At 70.4% G+C, this 2,396-nt stretch carries 3 protein-coding genes; all 3 read left to right on the plus strand.

The window, feature by feature from the left end:
• Positions 1 to 179: 179 nt before the first annotated feature.
• Entirely contained in the window at positions 180 to 830 is a 651-nt protein-coding gene (locus VFZ20_RS15120; protein WP_329684739.1) for a CDP-alcohol phosphatidyltransferase family protein, read from the plus strand.
• 34 nt (positions 831 to 864) lie between these two features.
• Positions 865 to 1,716 carry a lysophospholipase gene (locus VFZ20_RS15125; RefSeq protein ID WP_329684740.1) on the plus strand — a complete coding sequence of 284 codons (852 nt, stop codon included), beginning with the start codon at positions 865 to 867 and terminating at the stop codon, positions 1,714 to 1,716.
• 254 nt (positions 1,717 to 1,970) lie between these two features.
• Positions 1,971 to 2,396, plus strand: a 426-nt coding sequence (locus tag VFZ20_RS15130) for a nucleotide exchange factor GrpE (RefSeq protein ID WP_329684741.1), incomplete at its 3' end; no start/stop codon positions are given.

A 2,396-nucleotide genomic window follows, 5' to 3' on the forward strand; every position in this document is an offset into this window, starting at 1 on the left:
AGTACAACAAGCGCGACCTGCCCAACATCTCGTCGCTCGACGAGCTGCAGCGCGAGCTGAACCCCAACGCGGTGCCGTACTACGAGGCGGTGGCCACCCGCGGCATCGGCGTGTTCGACACGCTCAAGGCCGTGAGCAAGCTGGTCATCAAGTCCCTCAGCTAAAGGACGCCCGCACCCATGGCCTGGCGCAACCTTCCCAACGCGATCACGCTGGGGCGCATCGTCCTGGCGCTGGTGGTGGCGCCCATGGTGATGTACGACGGCTTCTCGTGGCGCATGGCGGGCTTCGTAATCTTTCTGGCCGCCGCGTTCAGCGACCTGTGGGACGGCCACCTGGCGCGCAGCCGCAACCTCATCAGCGACTTTGGCAAGCTGATGGACCCGCTGGCCGACAAGCTGCTGCTGGCCGCCACCTTCATCCCGTTCTACCTGCTGAGCCACTGGACGGAGCCCGGCACCCGCTTTCCCTGGTTCGGGTGGAAGTTCCCCCTGTGGATCCTGGTCGTCATCTTTGGGCGCGAGGCGTTCATCACCGTCTTCCGCGGCTTCGCGGCCAAGCGCGGCGTCGTCCTGGCGGCCGGCAACGCGGGCAAGCTCAAGGCGGTCTTCCAGAACCTGTTCATCGGCGCGGCCATCTTCTGGTACGCCCTGCAGTCGGCGGCGCGCGAGCACGGGTGGAACACGAAGCTGTGGGAGTACTGGCAGTGGTTCCACGCGGGGTTCACGGTGGTCGCCCTGACCATCGCCGTGGTGCTCACGGTGTACTCGCTGTACGTCTACCTGCGCGACTTCGGCTCGCTGGCCGGCAAGAAGCAGGCGGCGCCGTGAGCCGCCGCCCCGCCCCTCACCGCTGACGCCGCCCATGGCCGTCCGTGAGGACGCGGGCGAGCTGCGCGCCGCCGACGGCATCCGCATTCACCACCAGTCGTGGTCCCCCGCGGAGCCCCCGCGCGCCGCGCTGCTCGTAAGCCACGGGCACGGCGAGCACGGGGGGCGGTACGCGGAGCTGGCGCGGCACCTGGCGGAGCGCGGCATCGCCGTCCACGCCATCGACCACCGCGGACACGGCCGGTCGGGCGGGCCGCGGGGCCACGTGGACGGCTTCGACGACTACGTGCGCGACCTGGAGGCGTGGCGCCGCGCCGTCACGGCGAAACTTCCGCCGGGAACGTCCGTTTTTCTCCTGGGGCACTCGCTGGGCGGACTGATCGCCATCCGCCACCTGCAGACGCACCCGGAGGCGGGCTTTGCCGGCGCCGTCCTTTCCGCCCCCCTGCTGGGGATCGCGGTCCAGGCGCCGCGGTGGAAGACGGCGCTCGCCGGCGTCTTCAGCCGGGTGCTGCCGCGCCTGCCCATGAGCAACGAGCTGGACCCGTCCATGCTGTCGACGGCGCCGGGCTACGTGGACGCGTACCGCGCGGACGCGCTGCTGCACCCCACCATCACGCCGCGGCTGTACACGGAGATGGTGCGGGCCATGGACGAGGCGTTCCGGCAGCCGGACAGCATCCGCGTCCCCCTGCTGGTCCTGGCGCCCACCGGGGACCGCGTCGTCGCGCCGGAGGCCGTGGCGCGCTTCGCCAGCGCCTGCCCGGGCGAGGTGGAGGTCAAGCGATACGAGGGCTTTCAGCACGAGGCGCTGAACGAGGCCGAGCGGCACCGGGTGATCGCGGACGTGGCGGACTGGCTGGAACGGAAGCTGGGGAGTGCGTGAGTGCGAAGTGCGAAAGTGCGAAAGTGCGAAAGTGCGAAGTGCGAAAGTAACTGACACGGACGGCCTCGGCCCGGATGTCAGATGTTTTTCGGATTCGAGTGTATAGAGGGCGGGCTGAGGCGGATTGTTGCTGCCAGATTGGCGGGGGCGGATGGCACCTCGCTTGCCCCCGTGGAGTTCGCTTTCCGCGGCGCCGATGCGCGCCGCCGGTTGACGAGATACGACGCGTACGCGGTTATTCTTTTCGGGGACTGATGAGCGATCAGGACAACGGGCGCCCGCACGACGAGGCGCAGGCAGCCGACGGCCAGGCCAACGGGCAGGGCAACGGCCAGGCGAACGGACAGGCCGACGGCCTTGGCGGCGGCGGGCCCGCCCACGCCGAGGCGCAGGCCGCCATGGGCGGAGGCGGCGACGAGCTGACCGCCCTGCGCGACCGGCACCTGCGGCTGGCCGCCGAGTTCGACAACTACCGCAAGCGGGTGGAGCGCGAGCGGGCCGACAACATCGCCCGGGCCCAGGCACAGGTGCTGGAGCGCCTGCTGGAGCCCCTGGACGACCTGGCCCGCATCGCGGACTTCGACCCCGCGACCACGCCGTCGGGCGCCCTGCACGAGGGCGCCGAGATGGTGGAGAAGAAGTTCCTGCGCGCCATGGAGGCCGTGGGGGTGGAGCCGATC

The organism is Longimicrobium sp. (genome assembly GCF_036280135.1).
Lineage (GTDB): Bacteria > Gemmatimonadota > Gemmatimonadetes > Longimicrobiales > Longimicrobiaceae > Longimicrobium.